The organism is Cellulosimicrobium sp. BMG9.23, assembly GCF_059159985.1.
In genome coordinates this window covers 17544-34220 of the sequence record NZ_JBZGBZ010000006.1, presented here as the reverse complement: position 1 = coordinate 34220, position 16677 = coordinate 17544, and the positions used below count along the sequence as shown (strand labels likewise).

Here is a 16677-nt window from a genome sequence, read left to right as displayed (position 1 = left end):
CGGGGTCTCCCCGGGCCCGCTCTCGTCGTTCCGCCGGTCGCACCGCCCTGCCTCCGTTCCGGGCCGGCCGTGCGCACCGGCCGCACCTCCCGCATGCTGGGCCCATGCCGACCCGCGCCTCGTCCTGGATCCCGACGCGGGACGAGGCGGACAGACGGTTCACCGTCGGCGACCTGACCGCCGTCGCGCACGTCGGCGGGTCCGCCGATCCGGAGGTCGTCGTCGTGCTCGTGCACGGCCTGGGTTCGTCCTCCCGCGCCTTCCGCCCGATCGTCGACGAGCTCGCGCGCCGCGACGACGTCCGCGCCGCCGTCCACGCGATCGACCTGCCGGGGTACGGCGCCGCGCCTCGCACCGGGCGCGACGTCCCGCTCGCGGAGCACGCGGCGCTCGTCGCCGCGTACGTCCGCGACCGCGTCCTGGCGGTGGTGCCCGACGACGTCCCCGCACCTCCGGTCGTGCTGGTGGGCCACTCGATGGGTGGGCAGATCGTCGGGCAGGCGATGGCCGACCACCCGCGCGAGGCGCCCGCGGGCGTGCTCGTCGGACCGACCGCGGACCGCCACGCACGCACCGCGCCGCGCCACGCTCTGCGTCTCCTGCGCGACGGGTTCGGCGAGCGCCCGCGCGCGCTCGGCACGCTCGCCGTCGACTACGTCCTGCGTTGCACGCTGCCCTACTACGCGCGCCAGGTGCGCCGCATGCTGGACCACCGGCTCGAGGAGGTCCTGCCGCGCGTGCCAGGGCACGTCGTCGTGCTGCGCGGCAGGGACGACCCGATCGCGCCGCACGCCTGGGCCCGCGAGCTCGCGGACGCCGCGCTTCACGGCGAGCTGCGCGAGGTTGCCGGTCGCCACCACGCGATGGACTCGGACCCGGGCGCGCTCGTCGACGCGGTCCTCGACGCCGCACGGGACGTCGGAGAGGTCGCCCGGTGAGCGTGAGCCTCCTGGACCGTGCCCGACACCTGGCGCACTGGGCCGCCGACTACGCCTACGCCGGCGTCCGCCAGGTCGAGCACGGCCTGCGTCCCCGTCGGCCGGTGCCGAGCGGCGCAGGTGACCGTGCCCCCGTCCTGCTGCTGCCCGGCGTCTACGAGACCTGGCAGTTCCTCGCGCCCGAGGCTCGCGCGCTCGCCGCGGCGGGCCACCCGGTGCACGTCGTGCCGGACCTGCGGTACAACCGCGAGTCCGTCGCCGCGGGCGCCGACCTCGCCGCGGCGTACCTCGAGACGGCCGACCTGCGCGGTGCCGTGCTCGTCGCGCACAGCAAGGGCGGGCTCATCGGCAAGCGCGTCATGCTCTCCCCCGCCGGCGACCGCGTCGCCGGGATGGTCGCGGTCGCGACGCCGTTCCGCGGCTCGCGCTGGGCCCGTTACCTGGTGGGCCGCACGCTGCGCGCGTTCTCCCCCACCGACGCCGAGCTCCTCGCTCTCGTGGCGGAGCGCGCCGTCGACGCGCGCATCACCGCCGTCTACCCGCGGTTCGACCCGCACATCCCCGAGACCGGCGCGCTGCCGGGCGCGACGAACGTCGAGCTCCCCGTGTCCGGCCACTTCAAGCCGCTCGGCGACCCGCGCGTCGTGGCGGTCGTCGTGCGCGAGGTCGAGCGCCTGTCCCGGTCCACCGCCTCGCGCTGAGCCGTCGCGGTCATGGCGCGCCGGGGGCCGCCCCGACGCCCACCGTCACCCGCACGAGCTCCTGCGTGCACCGGGTCATCGCGACGTACAGCCCGTTCCAACCGCGCGGCTCCGCGGCGACGCCGTCGGGGTCCACGACGACCACCGCGTCCCACTCGAGGCCCTTGGCCTCCGACGCGCCGAGCACGGGGACGTCGGGGAACTCGTCGGGCACGGCGTCGCCGACGGCGTCGCGCAGCACCGCGAGCCGCGCGTGCGGCGCCACGACGCCGACCGTGCCGCCGTCGTACCGCGCGGCGAGCGCGGCGACCTCGGCCGCGACGACCGCCCCGAGCCCGGCTGCGCCCGACGTCACGTCGCGCGGCGGGACCCCCGACGAGCGCACCGCGCGCGGCGGCGTGCTGCGGCTGCCCGCCCGGCGCAGCACCGGACCGACGAGCTCCATCACCTCGCGCGGCGTGCGGTAGCAGATCGTCAGGTCGGCACGACGCCAACGAGTCCCGAGCACGGGGCCGACGGCGTCGTCCCAGTCGGTGTGGGGGTGCGGTGCCCGGGTCTGGTCGACGTCGCCCACGGCGGTCACGGACCGGGTCGGGCTGCGGCGCAGCACCATGTGCCACTGCATGGGCGACAGCTCCTGCGCCTCGTCCACCACGACGTGCCCGTACACCCAGTCCCGCCGCGCCGCCGCCCGCCCGGCGACGAACTCGCCCGGGTCGCCCGGCTCGTCCCGGGTGCCGAGCGCGTCGGCGAGCGCGTCGAGGAGCGGGACGTCGCTCGGCGCGAGCGCGAGGGGCTCGGCCACGACGCGGCGGACCTCCGCCGCCGAGAGCTCCGGCGCGAGGCGGGAGAGCAGCGTGGCGTCGCCCAGCAGGTCGTCCAGCGCGGTGCGCGGATCGACGACCGGCCACCAGGCGTCGAGCACGGTCGTCACCGCGGGGTCGCGCGCGAGGTCGCCGCGCAGCCGCTCGAGATCGTCCTCCGTGAGCTCCCCGTCGACGTCGCCGCCCTTCGCGCCGGTGGTCGCCGCGCGGTCGTCGCGCGCCGCGAGCCCTGCGTCGAGGCGGCCGAGCACGTCCTCGAACCCTTCCTCCACCCGCTCGAGCAGCTCCGCATGGCGCGCCGCGACCTCGTCCACGAGCGCGTCGAGCAGCAGGTCGTGCGCTCGACGGCGTGCGGCGAGCACGCTGCGGCCCCCGGCCCGGGCGGCGCGCAGAACGCGCGAGACCCGGTCGGCATCGAGCGTGTGCGGCTCGCCGTCGACCCGCACCGCGAGCGCCCGAGCGCCCGGGACGAGCGCGTCGGCGTACCGGCCGACCACGTCCTGCCAGAGCGCGCGGCCCTTGATCTCGGCGACGTCGCGCTCCTCCTCGCGCTCGGGCACGACGCCGGGCACGAGCGTGTCGCACGTCGCCGACACGACGGCCGTCTCGCCGAGCGCGGGCAGCACCTGGGCGACGTACTCGAGGAACCGGGTCGACGGGCCGAGCAGGAGGACGCCCCGCTCGGCGAGGTGCGGGTGGGTGAACAGCAGGTAGGCGACGCGGTGCAGCGCCACGACGGTCTTGCCCGTGCCCGGCCCGCCCTGCACGACGAGCGTCCCGTCCGCCGGCGCGCGCACGATCGCGTCCTGCTCGGTCTGGAGCGTCGCGACGGCGGTCCCCATGCGTCCCGTGCGGCGCTCGGACAGGGCGGCGAGCAGTGCGCCCTCGCCGACGAGCCCGTCGTCTGCTCCGTCGCCGTCGACGCCGTCGAGCGGCTCGTCGTCAACGCCCGTCACGCGCTTCCCGGAGGTGCGCACGTGCCGACGGCGCGCGAGGCCCTGCGGCTCGAGCGCCGTCGCGGTGTAGAAGGCGCGCGCACCCGGTGCGCGCCAGTCGAGCACGAGCGGGTCTGCGTCGCCGTCCGCCGCGGCGATCCCGACACGGCCGACGTGGCGCGTCACCCCGCCGACCGTGTCGATGCGGCCGAAGACGAGCCCGCTGTCCGCGTGCTCGAGCTCGGCCCGACGCCGTCGCAACCCGGCGCGGCGGGAGTGCTCGACGGCGCCGTCCGCCCCGGACGTGTCGGTCTCGGCGGGCGCCGCGAGCTGCGCGTCCAGCTCGTCGAGCAGCTGTACCCTGCGTGCGAGCGCGGCATCGAGATGCCGCTGCTCCTCGGCCAGGGCGTGCGCCGCCGCGTCGTGCGGGGTGATCTCCTGCAGCGTGGTGCCAGGGGCGGTGATGGACGGGGAGGGCTGGACCGGCATGGAACCTCTTCTCGTACGACGTACGGACACGAGGCCAACGCGCCGGTGCGCCAGGTTGTTCCCGGCGACCGAAAGTCGTCCGGAAGGCGTCCCCTGAGGTCAGGACCGCGTCGCCCAGAACGCCACCGCCGACGCCGCCGCGACGTTCAGCGAGTCCACTCCCCCGGCCATGGGGATCTTCACGACCTGGTCCGCCGCCTCGACCGCGCCGCGCGACAGCCCGTCGCCCTCGGTCCCGAGGACGAGCGCGAGGCGCTCCGGCGCGTCGGCGACGAGCTCGTCCAGGCTCACCGCGTCGTCGGACAGCGCGAGCGCCGCGACGGTGAAGCCGTCCTCCTGCAGCGCCGCGAGCCCGCCGGGCCAGGTCTCGAACCGCGTCCACGGGACCTGGAACACCGTGCCCATGCTGACCCGCACGGACCTGCGGTACAGCGGGTCGGCGCACCGCGGCGAGACGAGCACGGCGTCGACGCCGAGCGCGGCGGCCGAGCGGAAGATCGCGCCCACGTTCGTGTGGTCCACGACGTCCTCGATGACCGCCACGCGCCGGGCACCCGCGCCGCCGCGAGCGCCGGTCACGAGCTCGTGGACGCTCGGCAGCGGCGGCCGGTGCATGGCCGCGAGCGCCCCGCGGTGCAGGTGGAACCCTGTGATCGCCTCGAGCACGTCGGGCTCGCCGACGAACACCGGCACGGGCTCGCCTGTGCCGCCCGGGGCGTCGTCGACGGGGAACCGCACGGCGAGCTCCTCGATGTCCTCGGCGAGGTCCGCGAGCCAGCGCTCCGCCATGAGGAACGACCGCGGCCGGTGCCCCGCGGCGAGCGCGCGACGGATGACGGTCGAGCTCTCCGCGATGTACAGGCCCTTCTCCGGCTCGTGCTTCGCGCGCAGCGCCACGTCCGTGAGGCTCGTGTAGTCGGCGAGCCGTTCGTCGGCAGGGTCGGTGACGCGGACGACGTGCACGCTCTCGGGGATCACGCCGTCGATTCTCCACGATCAGCCGACCGTGGCGGGCATCCTGCGCACCGGCCGCCGGGCGGTCCGGCTGGTGCTCGCGGCAGGCGCTGGCGTCCCGAGCCGGTCGAGCACCGTGTCGAGAGCCCGGTGGTAGGCCCATGCTCGGGGATACGCGCTGTGGGCCGCCACGGTGAGGAGGTAGGCGCCGCGGTCGACCTCGTCGGCCCCCCGGTCCACGGGGTTCGTCCCGTAGGACACGACGGGGAAGCCGAGGAAGTCCGTGCGGCGCCACAGGTTGACCCACGCGGGCAGCCGTTCGCCGTGCCGCAGGAGCCGGGCGAGCGTGGGCGTCGCCGGGTCGAGCGGCGCGGAGCCGGGCCCGGCCCACGCGCGGGACCAGGCGGCGTCGGCGTCCCGCCGCTCGGCCGTCGCCTTCTCGTCGTGGAGGCGCGTGGCGCGGTAGGCACGCTCCGCGGCGTCGGCCTCGACCTCGAGCGCACGTCGTTCCGCCACGACCGGACCTGTCACGGCGTCCTCCGACGCCTCGAGCGGGACCCTGGCGGCCTTGAGCGCCTTCCTGGCGGCGTCGACGTCGTCGCGCAGCTCCTCGAGGCGGGCCTCCGGCAGCTTGTGCGCCGTCGCCGCCCGCAGCCGGGACTCGGCCTGCCGGAGCTCGGCGTCCCGCGCGACAGCCGTCCTGCGGAGCGCGGCATGCTCGTCGAACACGTTCTGTGCCTCGCTCCCGGCTCGCGCCGCGGGACGCAGCTGCCGCACGGCCTCGCGCAGCGCGACCCGGGGGTTCGTGGTCTGCCGGAGCCACGGGTCCCCGCGCCACGCCGGTCCGCCGCAGGGCGGCGTCCCGAGCACCTGCGGACCGAGCAGGGACGGGAAGAACCGGCCGAAGTAGGGACGGAGCTGGACCCCGTACGTGAGGAGCCCCAGCCGCCCGTCGCCGTCCGTCCGGAGCTCGGGAGAGAGCTCACCGGTGCGTGGCGCCGGGTTCCCCGCACGGCCCAGCACGACGGCGACGGCCATGACGGCGCCGAGCGAGTGCGCCGAGAGCACGACGCGACGCCGGGGTGCCGCGGCGACGCGCCGGGCGAGCGGCAGGTCCTCGGCGTCGAGCCACGACTCGACGCGCGCCGCGACCTCGGGGACGGTGCGCTCCGCATAGCACGGCGGGCCGAACGGGTGCGCGCTGCGCGGCAGGAAGCACATGAGGTCCCACAGCAGGCCCCAGGGCCGGGAGAACCCCTCCGAGCCCGCGGCGACGAAGCTCGCCACGAGCGCGAGGGCGAGCGCCCCGACGGCGGGCACCGCGACGGCCGCGAGCTGGTCCCAGCCGAGGTCCCACACCCCGGCGACCGACTCCCCCGTCCGCCCGAGCAGGATCGTCACGACGAGCGTGCACCAGGACGCGAGGGCGAGGACCCCGACGGCGTTCTCCGCCCGGTGGGTCACCGCGGCGACCTGTCGGGCGCGGACGGCGCGACGTGCCGCGACGGGGATGTCGGCGACCCGCTGCCGCGTGCCCTCGGTCCGGCGCCGCTCAGCCTCGGTGATGCTCGACGCCGCCCAGGCCGTCGGTCCGATCGTGTCGGAACTCGTCCTGGCGGCGCGCCCGATCCAGGTCGTCCAGGGGCGCGTGAGGTCGTGCAGCCCCGGCGCGGCGAGCGCGAGCAGCCCGACGAGGGCGGTCGCGCACAGCACGAGGGCGCTGATGCCGAACTCGGTGTACGCGGAGGGGACGGGCAGGTCCTGCACGCCGGGGACGGTGCGGACGATCGCGATGCTGAGCTGCCCGTCAGCGTCCGGGCGCGTGTCCCGCCCGCCGGCCAGGTACACCTGGGTCCCCAGGACCAGCAGGCTCGTGAGCACCGCCGCGGTCGCGGTGGCGGTCAGCAGGAACACCCCGGGACCAGCACCCGACCAGCCCGACCAGCGCTCGGGGCCCTGCCGACGGGCCGGCGAGAGCGCCGGGACGAGCGCGACGCCGAGCGGCACCGCGAGCGCCGCGACGGCGCCCCAGACGAGGAGCGCGTTCGCCGTCTGGCCGTACGCGGCGACCGCACCGCCGTCGTCCACGACCCGGGCGACGGCGACGACGGCGAGGCACGCCGTGACCACCACGGGCACCGCGGCCCACATGACCGTCGGGACGCGCCGCCGCCACAGCAGCGCGGCCGCGGCGATCCCGGTCAGGGCGGCGCCGAGCATCGTGGGTGCCACGTCGATCCCGACGTACGACGGCAGCGCGGCCCCCGGGGCCCGCCGTGCGCTGACCATCGCGGCGGCGATCCAGAGGACGACCGCGAGGGCGAGCGTGGCGACGGCGAGGGCGCCCTTCCAGCGAGGCGGCGTCACCTGGATCCCGTCGTCGTCGTTGCGCAGCGCGACGACCACCCCGCTCAGGGCGACGACGACCGCCCCGGCCACGAGGAGGGCCGTGCCCGACCTCGACCGGTCGTCGGTCCAGGCGAGCAGGACGGCGACCAGGGCGATCGCCCCGGCGAGGTGCGCGAGGAGGGCCGAGGGACCGGCGACACGCCGGCTCCAGAAGCCCGCCCGGTACAGCAGCGGGCCCGTCCCGGCCCCGACCCGCACCTGACCCGCGCGGGCGAGGGAGACGCGCTCGTCGAACCGGACCTGACCGGCGCGCGCGACGGCGACCAGCAGCAGGACGACGGCGATCGGGACGAGCGAGAGCAGCACCACGCGGTCGCCGTGGTCGGTCCGGGCCAGGCCGTCGAGCACCGCCGGGACGCGCGCGCACACGTCGACGGTCGTGGCGTCCGGTGCCACGGCACCCATGCAGCGCGTGCCGACGACGAGGACCGTCACCGTCGTCACCGCGGCGGTGAGCAGGAGGGTGAGCGCGAGGCCGAACAGGCGCACGGCCGCCGCCGCGGCCTCGGGTCGTGCCCGCTCCACGGTCTCGTCGGCGCGCCGGGCCGGGTCATGGCCGATGTCCCCGTCCTCCGCCCCTGGGACGCGCCGGGCCCAGTACGCCACGTTCGCGAGGCCGAACGGCACGTTGAGGGCCCACAGCGCGCGCGTGAGCCCGCGCCCGACGGCGCCCACGACCCCGGACAGGGGGAAGGCCCCGAGGCGTGCCATCGCCCCCCATGAATAGGCCTCGCGCCGGACGTCGGCGCGGATCGCGTGGAGGTCGCCCGGCGCGACCGGCACGGTCCCGGTCCCCGGGATGCGGTCGCGCTCGTCCGCAGCGGGCGTCGGTACCCAGAAGCTGCCCAGTCCGTCGCCGTCGCACTGCTCGACCTCACCGGGCGGGAGGTCGAGCATCCCGTGCGGCGGCGTGTTCGCCACGCCGTGGATCCGCAGCTCGAGGACGGTCTGCTCGGTCGTGCGCTCGTCAGGCATCCTGCCCACCTCCGACGTCCGCGTCGCGCGGCCGTCGCGCGACGCTGCCCACGACGTAGGGAGGGCGGCGCGGCGGAAACCTGCCACCGGACGACGTCGCGAGTTCTGTCCAGACTGTCTAGACTGATTCGCGGGAGGTGATGACGATGGCCAGCTGGCAGGTCCAGGACGCGAAGCAGCGTCTCAGCGAGGTGCTGCGGCAGGCAGCCGACGGCACACCCCAGGTGATCACTCGGCACGGCAAGGACGTCGCCGTGGTCGTGGGGATCGACCTCTACCACGAGCTGACGGGAGTCCGACTGGAGCTCGCCGACTACCTCCTGCAGGCGCCCGAGGCCGACGACCTCGAGGTCGTGCGCGACCGCTCCACGCCGCGCGAGGTCGACCTGGGGACCGGTTCATGAGGTATCTGCTCGACACGGACGTCGTCTCCGAGCTGGTCAGGTCGCGACCCCACACGCACGTCGTGTCGTGGCTCCGCGGGCTGCGCACGGACCAGCTCCATCTCTCCGTGCTGACGATCGGGGAGATCCGCACCGGCGTCGAACGACTGGCTCTCCGCGACCCGCGACGGGCGAGCGCCCTCGACGCGTGGGTCCGCGGGCTGGAGGACGGCTACGCCGACCGCCTTCTGCCCGTGACCCTCGACGTCGCCGCACGGTGGTCGACGCTGCACGCGACGCGGACGCTCCCGGCCGTGGACTCCCTGCTCGCGGCGACCGCGCTCGTGCACGGCCTCACGGTCGCGACCCGCAACGCGCGGGACTTCCGTGACACGGGCGTCCCCGTCGTCGACCCGTTCACGGACCCGAGCGGACGCTGAAGGACGTTCGCCCTCTCGCGCGATGCGCCCGCGAGCGGTCGAATGGGCACATGGGACCCGCGCCGGACGCCGTGCCGACCTCCACCACGACCCTCGCCGACGACCCCGCGCTCGCCGCGCCGTGGTCGCGGCCGCCTGCCGACGTCGTCGCCGCGCTGCGCTCGACCGACGACGGGATCACGGGCGACGACGCCGCCGCACGCCTCGCGGAGGTCGGGCCGAACCGTCTCGCACCGCCGCAGCGCGACCCGCTGTGGAAGCGGATCCTGGTCCACTTCGACGACATCCTCATCTACATCCTGCTCGTGTCCGCCGTGCTCAAGGCGATCCTCGGCGACTGGGTCGACTTCACCGTGATCCTCGCGGTCGCCGTCATCAACGCGGCCATCGGGTTCATCCAGGAGGGCCGGGCCGAGAGCGCGCTCGACGGCATCCGCAACATGCTCTCCGTGACCGCGCAGGTCCGGCGCGACGGGGCGTGGACGAACATCGACGCCGACGACGTCGTGCCGGGCGACGTCGTGCGCGTGCGCTCGGGCGACAAGGTGCCGGCCGACGTGCGGCTCCTGCAGGCGACGAACCTGCGCGTCGAGGAGTCGGCGCTCACGGGCGAGTCGGTGGCGTCGTCGAAGAAGGTCGCCGAGGTGGAGGCCGACGCGGGCGTCGGGGACCGCACGAGCATGCTCTTCTCGGGGACCATCGTCGCCGCCGGCCAGGGCGTCGGGGTCGTGACCGCCACCGGTCAGGCGACCGAGATCGGGCGCATCCAGACGATGATCTCCGAGGTCCGCAACCTCGAGACACCGCTCACGCGTCAGCTCGACCGCTTCGGCAAGATCCTCGCCGTCCTCATCCTCGCGATGGCTGCCGTCATGGTGGTCATCGGGCGCGTGGTCCACGACTTCTCGGTGCCCGAGCTCATCTCGGCGTCCATCGGCTTCGCCGTCGCGGCGGTCCCCGAGGGGCTGCCCGCGCTCGTGACCATCACGCTCGCGCTCGGCGTGCAGCAGATGGCGCGGCGGCGCGCGATCACACGCAAGCTCCCGGCGGTCGAGACGCTCGGCTCGGTCACGACGATCTGCTCGGACAAGACCGGGACGCTCACGAAGAACGAGATGACCGCGCGCACGGTGCGCACGGCCGCGCGGGCGTTCGCGGTCGCGGGCGCCGGGTATGCGCCGGTCGGCGAGGTGACGCTCGTGCCCGACGTCGCGGGGTCGGGCGGGGCGGGCGACGCACCCGGCGCGCCGGCCGGGCGGGGCGACCCGTCGTCGTCGGGCACACGTCACGCGGACCTGGACGACGACCCGGACCTCGCTGCGGTAGCGACCGCCATGATGCTGTGCAACGACGCGCGCATCGTGCCCGACGACACCGACGCGGACGGGTGGCGCCTGGTCGGCGAGCCGACCGAGGGGGCGCTGCGCACGCTCGGCATGAAGGCGGGCGTCGACCCGACGGGGTGGCGGCGCGTCGCCGTCGTGCCGTTCGAGTCGGAGAACAAGTTCATGGCGACGCTGGACGCTGACAGTGCCGGCGCGCTGCACGTGCACGTCAAGGGAGCCCCGGACCGGGTGCTCGACCGCTGCGCGACGCAGACCGGCGCGGACGGGCGGCCGGTGCCGCTCGACCGGGACCTGTGGGAGCAGCAGATCGACGCGCTCGGCGCGCGTGGGCTGCGCGTCCTCGCCGCGGCTCGGGCACGCGCGGCGGACGGGACGTCGACGCTCGACGCTGACGACGTCGCGACGGGGCTCGAGCTCTGCGGGCTCGTCGGGATCGTCGACCCGCCGCGGCCCGAGGCCGTCGCGGCGATCGCCGAGTGCCGCGACGCCGGCATCCGCGTGAAGATGATCACGGGCGACCACGCGGGCACCGCGGTCGCGATCGGGCGCGAGATGGGTATCGTGGACGCCCACGGTGCCGACGGCGGCGAGCCCACCGCCCCTGCGGTGCTCACCGGTCCGGAGCTCGAGGCGATGTCGACGGAGAAGCTGCGCGCCGTGGTGCGCGACGTCGACGTCTACGCGCGCACGAGCCCCGAGCACAAGATCCGGATCGTCTCCGCGCTCCAGTCGCACGGCGAGGTCGTCGCCATGACGGGCGACGGCGTGAACGACGCACCCGCGCTCACGCAGGCGGACGTCGGCGTCGCGATGGGCATCAAGGGCACCGAGGCGACGAAGGAGGCCGCGGAGGTCGTCCTCGCGGACGACAACTTCGCGACGATCGAGCGCGCCGTCAAGGAGGGGCGCCGGATCTACGACAACATCCGCAAGTCGGTGCTGTTCCTCCTGCCGACCAACGGGGCGCAGTCGCTCGTCATCCTCGTCGCCGTGCTGTTCGGGCTGACGCTCCCCCTGCAACCGGTCCAGGTCCTGTGGATCAACATGATCACCGCGGTCACGCTGTCTCTCGCGCTCGCGTACGAGAGGGCCGAGCCCGACGTCATGCGCCGCGCGCCGCGCGACCCCGGCGCGTCGATCCTCGACGGCGCGTACCTGCGCCGGGTCCTGCTCGTGTCGTTGCTCATCGGTGGCGCGACGATCCTGCTGTTCTACGTCGAGCGGGCGCAGGGCGTGCCGCTCGCCGAGGCGCAGACGACGGCCGTGACGATGCTCGCGCTCGGCCAGCTCGCGTACCTGTTCAACTGCCGGTTCCTCGACCGCTCGAGCCTCACGGTCGACGTCCTGCGCGGCAACCGCGTCGTCTGGATCTCGGCCGCCACGCTGCTCGTGCTCCAGGTGGTCTTCGTCTACACGCCGTTCATGCACACGTGGTTCGAGTCGGCCCCGATCGACCTCGCGGAGTGGGGCAAGACGCTCGGGCTCTCGGTCGTGGTGTTCCTGCTCGTCGAGGTCACGAAGTGGGTCGACCGGCGCTGGCTGGCGCGCGACCACGTCCCGGAGCTCGCGATGCGCCGCTGACGGACCGCTCACAGGTTCGGGGCGTCAACCCGCGGGAGGGCCGGCGGTCACCGCCGCCGCATCGTCCTGGTCGTCGGCGTCGGCGCCGACCGGCGCCGCGAACTGGCTCTCGTAGAGCCGTGAGTACGCGCCGCCGGCCGCGAGGAGCTCGTCGTGCGACCCCTTCTCGACGATGTCGCCGTGCTCCATGACGAGGATCGTGTCGGCGTCGCGGATGGTGGACAGCCGGTGCGCGATGACGAACGACGTGCGCCCCTCGCGCAGCGCGTTCATGGCCTGCTGCACGAGCACCTCCGTGCGGGTGTCCACCGAGCTCGTCGCCTCGTCGAGCACGAGGATCGCCGGGTCGGCGAGGAACGCGCGCGCGATGGTCAGGAGCTGCTTCTCCCCCGCCGAGACGCTGCTGCCCTCGTCGTCGATCACGGTCGCGTACCCGTCGGGCAGGGTCCGGACGAACGGGTCGACCGACGTCGCGCGCGTCGCGGCGAGGAACGCCTCGTCATCGACACTGCCCACCTGGCGCGACTCCCTCACGCCGTAGCGCAGGTTGTCCTCGATCGTGCCCTTGAACAGCCACGTGTCCTGCAGCACCATGCCGATGTCGGAACGCAGGTCGTCGCGCGTCATGTCGCGCGTGTCGACGCCGTCGAGCGTGATCCGTCCGGAGTCGACGTCGTAGAAGCGCATGAGCAGATTCACGAGCGTCGTCTTCCCGGCGCCGGTCGGGCCGACGATCGCGATCGTCTGCCCCGGCTCGACGACGAGGTCGAGGTGCGAGATGAGCGGGACGTCCGGGTCGTAGGAGAACGAGACGTCCTCGAACGCGACGCGTCCGCGCACGGGCTCGACCGTCGCGGCGGGCGACGGGTCGGGAGACTGCTCCTCGGCGTCGAGCAGGTCGTAGACACGCTCGGCCGACGCGACGCCCGACTGGAGCAGGTTCATCATCGACGCGATCTGCGTGATGGGCTGCGTGAACTGGCGCGAGTACTGGATGAACGCCTGCACGTCGCCGAGCGTCATCGTGCCCGACGCGACGCGCAGACCGCCCACGACCGCGACGATCACGTAGTTGAGGTTCGCGATGAACCCCATCGCGGGCTGGATGGTGCCGGAGATGAACTGCGCCCTGAAGCTCGACCGGTACAGCGCGTCGTTCTCGCGGTCGAAGTCCTCGATCGCCGCCTGCTGGTGGCCGTAGACCTTGACCAGGGTGTGGCCCGTGTACATCTCCTCGACGTGGGCGTTGAGGCGGCCGGTCGCCGCCCACTGCTCGATGAACTGCGGCTGCGAGCGCTTCGCGATCTGCGCCGTGACGAGCACCGACAGCGGCACGGTGACGAGGGCGATGACGGCGAGCAGCGGCGAGATCCAGAACATCATCGCGAGCACGCCGATCACCGTGAGGATCGACGTGACGAGCTGGGACAGCGTCTGCGTGAGCGTCTGCGAGATGTTGTCGATGTCGTTCGTCACGCGCGAGAGGATCTCGCCGCGCGGGTTCCGGTCGAAGTACGACAGCGGCAGGCGCCCGAGCTTGGCCTGCACGTCGCCGCGCAGGCGGAGCACGGTGCGCTGCACCACGATCGCCGTGATGCGCCCCTGGAGCCAGCCGAAGAGGAACGAGCCCACGTAGACGGCGAGCACCCACGCGAGCACCGTCGCGAGCGCCGTGAAGTCGATCCCCTGGCCGGGAACGAGGCCGACCATGCCGGAGACGAGGTCGGCGACCTGGTCCTCGCCCTGGTCCCGCAGCCCCTGCACGGCCTGGGCCTGCGTGATGCCCGACGGCAGCTGCGAGCCGACCACGCCGGCGAAGATGATGTTCGTCGCGTTGCCGAGCAGCTTGGGCCCGGCGACGGCGAGCGCCACCGAGACGATGCCGAGGAGCACCACCGCCACGACGGGCACGCGCTCGGGGCGCAGCGCCCCCGCGAACCGGCGCAGCGTGCCGCGGAAGTTCATCGGCTTCTCGCCCGGCATCCCCATGCCGCCCATCGGCCCGTGTCCGCCTCCGGTGGGACGACCGCGGAGCCGGGTCGAGGCGACGTCGCGCTCGGTCGCCTCGCTCGTCACGGTGCCGTCGCCCTCGTCGGTGCTCAGCGCGAGCGCCTCGTCCGCGCTCCGGGCCGTCTCGTCGCGGCTCATGCTGCTTCCTCCATCGAGAGCTGGGAGTAGACGATCTCCTGGTAGGTCTCGTTGGACTCGAGGAGCTCGCTGTGCGTGCCGCGCCCGACGATGCGGCCGTGGTCGAGCACGAGGATCTGGTCGGCGCCGCGGATGGTCGCGACGCGCTGCGCGACGACGATGACGGTCGACTGCCGGGTCCGCGGCGCGAGCGCCGCGCGCAGCCGCGCGTCCGTCGCGTAGTCGAGCGCCGAGAACGAGTCGTCGAACAGGTAGACGGCCGGCTCGCGCACCACCGCGCGGGCGATCGCCAACCGCTGCCGCTGACCACCCGAGAAGTTCGTCCCGCCCTGCGCGACCGGGGACGCGAGCCCCTGGTCGAGCGACTCGACGAAGTCGCGCGCCTGGGCGACCTCGAGCGCCGCCCACAGCTCGTCGTCGCTGGCCTCGGGCCTGCCGTAGCGCAGGTTGTCCGCGACGGACCCCGAGAACAGGTAGGCCTTCTGCGGCACCAGCCCGAGGAGCGAGCCCAGGTCGGCGCCGCTCAGGTCGCGCACGTCCGTGCCGTCGATCCGCACCGACCCGCCGGTGACGTCGAACAACCGGGGGACGAGGTTGAGCAGCGTGGTCTTGCCCGACCCGGTCGAGCCGATGATCGCCGTCGTGCGGCCCGGCTCGGCGACGAGCGAGACGTCGTGCAGGACCGGCTCCTCCGCTCCCGGGTACCGGAACTCGACGTCCGTGAGCTCGACCCTCCCGGTGCGGTCACCGAGCGCGACCGGGTGCTCGGGCTCGACGACGGACGCCTCCGCATCGAGCACCTCGGTGATGCGCTCGGCGGAGACAGCCGCCCGCGGCACCATGACGAACATCATCGTCGACATCATGACGGCCATGAGGATGTACATGAGGTAGGACAGGAAGGCCGTCAGGGCTCCGACCTCCATCGCGCCCGCGTCGATCTGCCGCCCGCCGAACCACAGCACCGCGACGCTCGACGCGTTCATGACGAGCATGACGGTCGGGAACATCAGGGCCATGAGCTTGCCGGCCCGCAGGGACGTGTCGAACAGCGCCTCGTTGGCCTCCCCGAACCGCCGCTCCTCGTGACGCTCGCGCACGAAGGCACGGATCACGCGGATGCCCGTGATCTGCTCGCGCAGCACGGCGTTGATCACGTCGATGCGCTTCTGCATCTGCCGGAAGTACGGCACCATTCGCGCCACGATCAGGCCGACGCTCACGCCCAGCACCGGGACGATCACGAGCAGGAGCGCCGACAGCTCGACGTTCTCCTGGAGCGCCATGACGACGCCGCCCACGAGCATGATCGGCGCCATCACCATGATGGTGAAGGACAGCAGCACGACCATCTGCACCTGCTGGACGTCGTTGGTCGTGCGGGTGATGAGCGACGGCGCGCCGAAGCGACCCATCTCCTGTGCCGAGAAGCGCTGGACGTTCGTGAAGAGGCCGGCGCGCACGTCGCGGCCGAGAGTCATCGCGACCCGGGCGCCGTAGTACACGGCGACGATCGCGCACACGACCTGCCCGAGGCTGACGGCGAGCATGATGCCGCCGGTCCGCACGATGTACGCGGTGTCGCCCTGGGTCACGCCCTGGTCGATGATGTCGGCGTTGAGGCTCGGGAGGTAGAGGGTCGCCATGGTCTGGACGAGCTGGAGGACCAGGACGACCACGATCGGTGTGGTGTACGGGCGCAGGTAGGCCCGCAGGAGTCTGAGGAGCATGGGAGGTCCTGTCGCTGGGAGCGTGACGGGTTAAGGGGGCGAGGTGCTGCTCGACGGCGCCGCGGGGGCGGGCGCTCGGGCGGGACGTACGCGGCGGGCCGGTGTGTCAGGGGGACGGGTCGGTGCCCGTGGGCTCGGCGATCCCGTGCAGGAGGAGGTCGGCCACCTGGTCGGCGTCGAGGCGGCTCCCGCCCGCGAGGTGCGCGACCGCGGGCGCCAGGACGAAGGACGACACGACCACCGCGGCGACGCTCACCGGAACCCGCAGCTCGTCCTGGTGCGGGCGCAATCGCTCCTCGATCGCGGCGCCCAGGGCCGCGGCAGAGCGCTGGCGCGCGTCGAAGCCGGGGTGCGGGCGGTGCGCGCCGTCGCCGACGGTCGCCGACTCCCGGCCCGGTCCGCCGCCCCCCGGGCCGAAGCGCCCGCCGAGGACCTGGTGCGCGGCCGCGAAGACACGCATGCCCGCCCGTTGTGCCTCGGCGAGCAGTCCGGCGAGCTCACGGACGAGCGCGGGGAGGTCGTCGCCGGGGAGCGCGAGGATGGCGTCGACCAGGGGCTGCGGGTCGAGCGAGCGGACCACCGCGGCACGCAGGAGCTCGTCCTTGTCGGCGAACGCCCGGAAGAGCGTGCCCTCCGCGACGCCGGCGGCCTCGGCGATCTGACGCGTCGTGACCGCGGCCCCGTGCTCGACGAGGAGCGGCACCGTCGCGGCCGCGATCGCGTCCCGACGGTCGTCGCGGGACATCCGTGCGGCGCGTTCGGGACGCGCTGCGGCGCGGGGCGAGGCGATCACAGGGACGAGACTATGTGAGTGAGCACTCACT

General features: G+C 74.2%; 11 protein-coding genes. 5 read left to right on the top strand and 6 right to left on the bottom strand.

The annotated features are described in order from the left end of the window. Positions 1-104: 104 nt before the first annotated feature. Entirely contained in the window at positions 105-938 is an 834-nt protein-coding gene (locus tag AC4H2G_RS10910) for an alpha/beta fold hydrolase (protein WP_494365791.1), read from the top strand. Further along, complete coding sequence (locus AC4H2G_RS10905) at positions 935-1639, top strand: alpha/beta hydrolase (protein ID WP_494365790.1); 705 nt, start codon at positions 935-937, stop codon at positions 1637-1639. The genes AC4H2G_RS10910 and AC4H2G_RS10905 overlap by 4 nt, the downstream gene beginning before the upstream one ends. Positions 1640-1649: 10 nt before the next feature. Here AC4H2G_RS10905 and AC4H2G_RS10900 read toward each other — a convergent pair whose 3' ends face one another. The 3 genes from AC4H2G_RS10900 to AC4H2G_RS10890 form a co-directional block, all read right to left on the bottom strand. Beyond that, the gene (locus AC4H2G_RS10900; RefSeq protein ID WP_494365789.1) at positions 1650-3887 is read right to left on the bottom strand and encodes a HelD family protein; all 2238 of its coding nucleotides are present in this window, start codon (positions 3885-3887) and stop codon (positions 1650-1652) included. 99 nt (positions 3888-3986) lie between these two features. After that, positions 3987-4865, bottom strand: coding sequence for a TrmH family RNA methyltransferase (locus AC4H2G_RS10895; protein ID WP_494365788.1), 879 nt, complete (start codon positions 4863-4865; stop codon positions 3987-3989). 18 nt (positions 4866-4883) lie between these two features. After that, complete coding sequence (locus tag AC4H2G_RS10890) at positions 4884-8225, bottom strand: hypothetical protein (protein ID WP_494365787.1); 3342 nt, start codon at positions 8223-8225, stop codon at positions 4884-4886. A 146-nt stretch (positions 8226-8371) separates the two neighbouring features. Here AC4H2G_RS10890 and AC4H2G_RS10885 point away from each other — a divergent pair, with 146 nt between their 5' ends. Genes AC4H2G_RS10885 through AC4H2G_RS10875 form a run of 3 tightly spaced genes read left to right on the top strand, consistent with a single transcriptional unit; the run spans position 8372 to position 11975 of the window. Then, complete coding sequence (locus tag AC4H2G_RS10885) at positions 8372-8629, top strand: type II toxin-antitoxin system Phd/YefM family antitoxin (RefSeq protein ID WP_494365786.1); 258 nt, start codon at positions 8372-8374, stop codon at positions 8627-8629. Next, positions 8626-9048: a type II toxin-antitoxin system VapC family toxin gene (locus tag AC4H2G_RS10880; protein ID WP_494365785.1), complete on the top strand. Its 423-nt coding sequence runs from the start codon at positions 8626-8628 to the stop codon at positions 9046-9048. The genes AC4H2G_RS10885 and AC4H2G_RS10880 overlap by 4 nt, the downstream gene beginning before the upstream one ends. Before the next feature lie 50 nt (positions 9049-9098). Further along, positions 9099-11975, top strand: a complete 2877-nt coding sequence (locus AC4H2G_RS10875; RefSeq protein WP_494365784.1) for a cation-translocating P-type ATPase — start codon at positions 9099-9101, stop codon at positions 11973-11975. A 24-nt stretch (positions 11976-11999) separates the two neighbouring features. On the opposite strand, the gene AC4H2G_RS10870 is transcribed toward AC4H2G_RS10875, so the two are convergent. The 3 genes from AC4H2G_RS10870 to AC4H2G_RS10860 form a co-directional block, all read right to left on the bottom strand. Then, positions 12000-13973, bottom strand: a complete 1974-nt coding sequence (locus AC4H2G_RS10870; RefSeq protein ID WP_494366107.1) for an ABC transporter ATP-binding protein — start codon at positions 13971-13973, stop codon at positions 12000-12002. A 146-nt stretch (positions 13974-14119) separates the two neighbouring features. Beyond that, positions 14120-15853, bottom strand: coding sequence for an ABC transporter ATP-binding protein (locus AC4H2G_RS10865; protein ID WP_494365783.1), 1734 nt, complete (start codon positions 15851-15853; stop codon positions 14120-14122). A 106-nt stretch (positions 15854-15959) separates the two neighbouring features. Next, positions 15960-16646, bottom strand: a complete 687-nt coding sequence (locus tag AC4H2G_RS10860) for a TetR/AcrR family transcriptional regulator (protein WP_494365782.1) — start codon at positions 16644-16646, stop codon at positions 15960-15962. Positions 16647-16677 lie beyond the last annotated feature (31 nt).

What these genes read in the sequence shown, in the direction of transcription:
- AC4H2G_RS10910 (WP_494365791.1), top strand. Translation starts at nt 105, where the DNA reads ATGCCGACCCGCGCCTCGTCCTGGATCCCGACGCGGGACGAGGCGGAC.
- AC4H2G_RS10900 (WP_494365789.1), bottom strand. Translation starts at nt 3,887, where the DNA reads ATGCCGGTCCAGCCCTCCCCGTCCATCACCGCCCCTGGCACCACGCTG.
- AC4H2G_RS10890 (WP_494365787.1), bottom strand. Translation starts at nt 8,225, where the DNA reads ATGCCTGACGAGCGCACGACCGAGCAGACCGTCCTCGAGCTGCGGATC.
- AC4H2G_RS10885 (WP_494365786.1), top strand. Translation starts at nt 8,372, where the DNA reads ATGGCCAGCTGGCAGGTCCAGGACGCGAAGCAGCGTCTCAGCGAGGTG.
- AC4H2G_RS10880 (WP_494365785.1), top strand. Translation starts at nt 8,626, where the DNA reads ATGAGGTATCTGCTCGACACGGACGTCGTCTCCGAGCTGGTCAGGTCG.
- AC4H2G_RS10875 (WP_494365784.1), top strand. Translation starts at nt 9,099, where the DNA reads ATGGGACCCGCGCCGGACGCCGTGCCGACCTCCACCACGACCCTCGCC.
- AC4H2G_RS10870 (WP_494366107.1), bottom strand. Translation starts at nt 13,973, where the DNA reads ATGGGCGGCATGGGGATGCCGGGCGAGAAGCCGATGAACTTCCGCGGC.
- AC4H2G_RS10865 (WP_494365783.1), bottom strand. Translation starts at nt 15,853, where the DNA reads ATGCTCCTCAGACTCCTGCGGGCCTACCTGCGCCCGTACACCACACCG.